The 4179-nt window shown below is 60.4% G+C and carries 6 protein-coding genes; all 6 read right to left on the bottom strand.

All coding sequences use genetic code 11. The features are described 5' to 3' along the window. Nucleotides 1–683: lactate utilization protein (locus tag EOL86_12385; GenBank protein NCD26372.1), on the bottom strand; the 683-nt coding region annotated here is incomplete at its 3' end. Further along, nucleotides 683–1315 (bottom strand): lactate utilization protein, encoded by a 633-nt coding sequence (locus tag EOL86_12380; protein NCD26371.1) that lies wholly within the window; start codon nt 1313–1315, stop codon nt 683–685. The genes EOL86_12380 and EOL86_12385, both read right to left, overlap by 1 nt. Before the next feature lie 182 nt (nt 1316–1497). After that, nucleotides 1498–2325, bottom strand: coding sequence for a hypothetical protein (locus tag EOL86_12375; GenBank protein NCD26370.1), 828 nt, complete (start codon nt 2323–2325; stop codon nt 1498–1500). A 42-nt stretch (nt 2326–2367) separates the two neighbouring features. Continuing rightward, nucleotides 2368–3129, bottom strand: coding sequence for a tRNA pseudouridine(38-40) synthase TruA (truA, locus tag EOL86_12370; protein ID NCD26369.1), 762 nt, complete (start codon nt 3127–3129; stop codon nt 2368–2370). Then, nucleotides 3129–3797 (bottom strand): hypothetical protein, encoded by a 669-nt coding sequence (locus EOL86_12365; GenBank protein NCD26368.1) that lies wholly within the window; start codon nt 3795–3797, stop codon nt 3129–3131. Before EOL86_12365 ends, truA begins: the two co-directional genes overlap by 1 nt. Continuing rightward, nucleotides 3718–4161, bottom strand: coding sequence for a flagellar export protein FliJ (fliJ, locus tag EOL86_12360; GenBank protein NCD26367.1), 444 nt, complete (start codon nt 4159–4161; stop codon nt 3718–3720). The genes EOL86_12365 and fliJ overlap by 80 nt, the downstream gene beginning before the upstream one ends. Nucleotides 4162–4179: the final 18 nt, after the last annotated feature.

The raw sequence follows: 4179 nt of genomic DNA, 5'->3' as shown, positions 1-4179 counted from the left end.
GTGGTCAGGCGGGCATTGCCTTCGTTGGTGACGATACCGATGGTGCCGGTTTCGGCGATGGCGAAGTTGTAGCCGCTGATGCCCATGTCGGCGTCGGCGTATTTCTGGCGTAGTTCACGGCGGGCAACCTTGACCAGACGCTGGATATCCGTGGACTGGTCCTGCTGGGTGACCTGGGAAAAAAGTTCTGCGACCTGATAGCGGGACAGGTGGATGGCCGGCATGACCATGTGGCTGGGCCCTTCCTTGCGCAGCTGGATGATCCACTCGCCCAGGTCGGTTTCGGTCACTTCCAGGCCGTCTTTTTCCAGACGATGGTTGAGCATCGTTTCCTCGGCCGTCATGGACTTGGACTTGACGATTTTTTTACAGCCGTTGTCCTTGGCGATGCGGGCGATGATCTCGTTGGCCTCGTTGCCGTCCTTGGCCATGTGCACATGCACGCCGTTGGCTTCTGCCTTGGCCTTGAATTCCTCGAAAAGCTGGTCCAGACGGGTCAGACCGGCGTCCTTGACCCTGACCACTTCCTGGATCAACTCGTTCACGTCGTATTCGCGGAAGGCATTGGCCCGGCCCACCGGATAGGCCGTGGCGAACTTTTCCATGGCGCCGCGCAGGAAGGTGTTGTCCAACGCCTCGCGCAGTTCTTCGTTGTATTGGGAAAGATTTTTGGCCTGCTGCATTAGTTGTCCTCCAAAATCAGGATGTGCAGTTCAAGCGGGCCGTGCACGCCCAAGGCCAGGACGCGCTCGATGTCCGCGGTGCGGCTCGCGCCGGTGATAAAGGCCAGATAATTCGGCTTTTGGTTCATGAAGCCCTTGAGTTCGGCATACATATCCTCGCCCGTGGCCCTGATGCGGGACTTGGGGATGACCGCCACGTGCACTTCGCTGATCATGGTCGCCAGACGCAGTTCCTCGCTGGAGGAATCAATGACCAGGGTACCGGTCTCGCCGATGCCGTAGTCGGCCATGGTAAAGCCGATATCGATACCGGCCAGATGTTTGCGCAGTCCGTCCTTGATGACGGAAATTTCGCGGGCCCCGGCCTGCTTGACCAGCTCGGCCATGTCCGTGTCGCTCAGTTTCGGAGCGGCGATGATTTTGCCAAGAGTCTTGAGCGCGCACAGATCGTGCCCTTTGTCCGACAGGGACTCATCGCAACCACTCATGAGCAATTGACAGGCATCCTTCTGGGCGCACAGATCGACGGTATAGGCGATGGCCTGGGCCATGGAATCCACTTCCGAAACTATGGCCGAGACAATTTCCGCCTTTTTCTTGAATTTTTCCAAAACCTCTGGGGCTGGTCCCATATGTCCTCCTGGGAATGAGTTCTTTTTCAGAAGAAAGGCAGGATGCGTGCCAGAAATGGTGGCAATGTAAATAGCAGTAAATTCGATATGTTATTAAATTTGCAATAATGATGGTGATCTGCTTGGGGATAAATTTTGGGGGATATCACCCAGATTGGTGGGGGGCTTGGCGCAGTGCCGGTCTACCCTGTCTCGTCCACGAGGGTTCCGGAATCACGCAGCAGCAGATCGAGCAGGATTTCTTCCAGGGAGGTTTTTGGAGTCTGGCGGCGGGCGGTCACGGCCTGATCCAGAAGGTCGGCCTGGGATTCCAGGGCCGTGGCCTGATAGTCCAGTCCCGAGGCGCGCTTGGCATAGGTGTCTCCAAGGGTGGTCATGTCGCCGATAGAGCCGGACAGGGTGTCCAGCTGGGTTTGCAGGGTGCCGGCCGCGCCCAGGTCGGTCCCGATCAGATCGCCTTCCCAGTCAACGGCACCGACATCCCGGAAGGTAACATCGAAACCGCCGTCCGGCAGGGCCTGGATATGGACGTTGCCCGAGGCGCTGATCTGGTCCGTGCCCCATTTGGTCTTGTCCAGCAAAGAAATGCCATTGTATTGGGTACTTTCGATGATGCTTGTGATCCGGTCGTCCAGGGTTTCGTATTCGGCGGCGATGTCGGCGCTGTAGGTCAGCGTCCCGTCCTTGATGCCCTGGGCCAGGGCCTGCATTTCCTCCAGGGTGGTTTTGATCGTGCCCACGGCCTCGGCCGCCACGCCGACCATGGACGAGGCCTCCCGCACATTGGCCGCGTTTTGGCGCATGGCCGCGCTGTCGGCGCGCAGACGGCCGGTCATGGCTTCATCGAACGGATTGGTCAGGGGCTGAACGGGTTGCTGGCCAAGAAGCATGGAACGCAGGTTGGCCCCGACGCTGGACCCTTGGAAATAGACGTTGGTCAGCAGGTCCTGTTGCCACATCTGGCTTGCGGTGTAGTAGACGAAGAGTTGCTGCAGGTCGCTCAGGGCCATGGGATCCTCCGGATGGGCGCGCTTCCGTGAAGCGGAGCGCGCCTAGTCGGGTGTTTGGCCGGGTTCATAATGTACTTCCTCCAGACACAGACCCTGGGCCGGAGCCGTGGCCGGGGCCAGGCGGCGATCCCGGGACTCCAGGATGCGGGTGACATCGCCGGGCGAGAGCGTGCCGCGCCCGGCCTCAACCAAGAGTCCCATCAGGTTGCGGACCATCTGCTTCAGGAAGCCGTTGGCCCGGAAGGTAAAAATCCATTCTCCGGGGTGCGGTCCCGGCGCGCGGGTGATGGGTTCCAGGGTCCGGATCGTGCCCCGCACGTCCGTGCCCGCGTTCTGCATGCTGGAAAAATCGTGGGTTCCGGCCACGAGCGCGGCCGCCTGATCCATGGCAATAAGATCCAGCCCGCGCACGGGCCAGACAAACGGGGCGCGTTGGGGCAGGGTGAAGGCCGGTTCGGTCCAGAGCGTGTAGCTGTAGCGTTTGGATGTGGCCGAAAACCGGGCATGGAAGGATGCGTCCGTTTCGCGCGCCTCGACGATGGCGATGTCATTCGGCAGCATGGCATTGAGGGCTTTTTGCCAGGGAATGTGGATTTTGGATTCCGGGGCGTCGAAGTGGGCCACCTGCCCCAGGGCGTGAACCCCGGCATCGGTCCTGCCCGAGCCGTGCACGCGCACGGGGGCTTGGCAAATACGGCCGAGCCGGGCTTCGAGCATGCCCTGGATGGTGTCGCCGCGCTCTTGAATCTGCCAGCCATGGTAGCGCGTGCCGACATAGGCCACGGTAAGACGAACGCGGGGCATCACTGACCGTCCTGGCCGACTTGCAATTTGGTCAGGCTTTCGGTCAGCTTGGCCGCCTTGGCCGCGTCAACCGAGGACAGAATTTCTCCGGCCTTGCGACCGCTCATCCCCGCCAAGATCTTGACAGCGATGGATTCTTCCAGGGTCGAAAGAACCTGTCCCGCCTGTTTGGGTTTCATATTGGAATAGACGTCGACCAGGTGGGTGATTTTTTGGTCCCGGATGGCGTCGGCCTGGTCGATCATTTTCTGGATTTTGTTTTCCAAGGCTTTGAGACTTTCGAGCTTGGCGCTCAACTCCCGTTCCAGGGTCCGTAAATCGGCCTCGCGCTTGTCCAGTTCGGTCTGGCGGGCACGCTGCTCCTGGGTCGTGGCTGGGGCGTCGCCGGATGCGTTCGAGGCCTGGGCCGTGGCATTGTCCTGGGTGGCGTTGGCGGGGGCGTCCGCGGCCTGGGCTGTTCTCGCGGCCAGGGCCTGGCGCATGACAATGGGCGGAAACACGGGTTCGATGGGTGTTTGCGGGGTGAACCACAGGCTGCAAATGGCCGCCAGCTTGATGGCCGCCAGCATGGCCGCGGCCTGGGCCAGCCTAGTAAGACGCACGCCCGTGGCGGAGGGTGGCTGTTTCATCGAATTCGTTTTGTTCCTTGCGCTGCGCGTCGTGTTCATGCTTTTCCGCCTGTTTGGCTCGAAGTTTTTCCAGGAGTTTCCGTTCCAGGGCCTTGGCCACCAATTCCTTGCGCCGGGTTTCAACCAGCTTGTCCAACTCGGTCAGATGTTTTTCAGCCTGGGCCATGTCTTGGGCAAGTCGTTCCCGGTAGGAGCTCCAGAGCCAGAGATCCGCCTGGGTGAGTTGCTTGTGGGCACTGAACTCGCGCAGGCAGGATTGGAAATCAAGCCGCAGACGCTCAACCCTGGCCATGTGCTCGGCCCGGGTTTGACGGGCCTGGGCCAGGGCGAGCTTGGCCTGGTCCTCGACCTGACGTCGGTATTCGAGAATTTTCGCTAACTTGAAATGAAACGGTCGTGCCATTGGTTGTGCTCCCGATGG

Source organism: Deltaproteobacteria bacterium (assembly GCA_009930495.1).
Classification (GTDB): Bacteria; Desulfobacterota; Desulfovibrionia; order Desulfovibrionales; family Desulfomicrobiaceae; genus Desulfomicrobium.
The sequence above is the reverse complement of the archived record's forward strand: the minus strand, read 5'-3'. Positions and strand labels throughout refer to the sequence as shown.

Excerpts from the sequence above, each read along its gene's own strand:
- EOL86_12380 (NCD26371.1), bottom strand. The coding sequence starts at position 1,315 with ATGGGACCAGCCCCAGAGGTTTTGGAAAAATTCAAGAAAAAGGCGGAA.
- EOL86_12375 (NCD26370.1), bottom strand. The coding sequence starts at position 2,325 with ATGGCCCTGAGCGACCTGCAGCAACTCTTCGTCTACTACACCGCAAGC.
- truA (NCD26369.1), bottom strand. The coding sequence starts at position 3,129 with ATGCCCCGCGTTCGTCTTACCGTGGCCTATGTCGGCACGCGCTACCAT.
- EOL86_12365 (NCD26368.1), bottom strand. The coding sequence starts at position 3,797 with ATGAACACGACGCGCAGCGCAAGGAACAAAACGAATTCGATGAAACAG.
- fliJ (NCD26367.1), bottom strand. The coding sequence starts at position 4,161 with ATGGCACGACCGTTTCATTTCAAGTTAGCGAAAATTCTCGAATACCGA.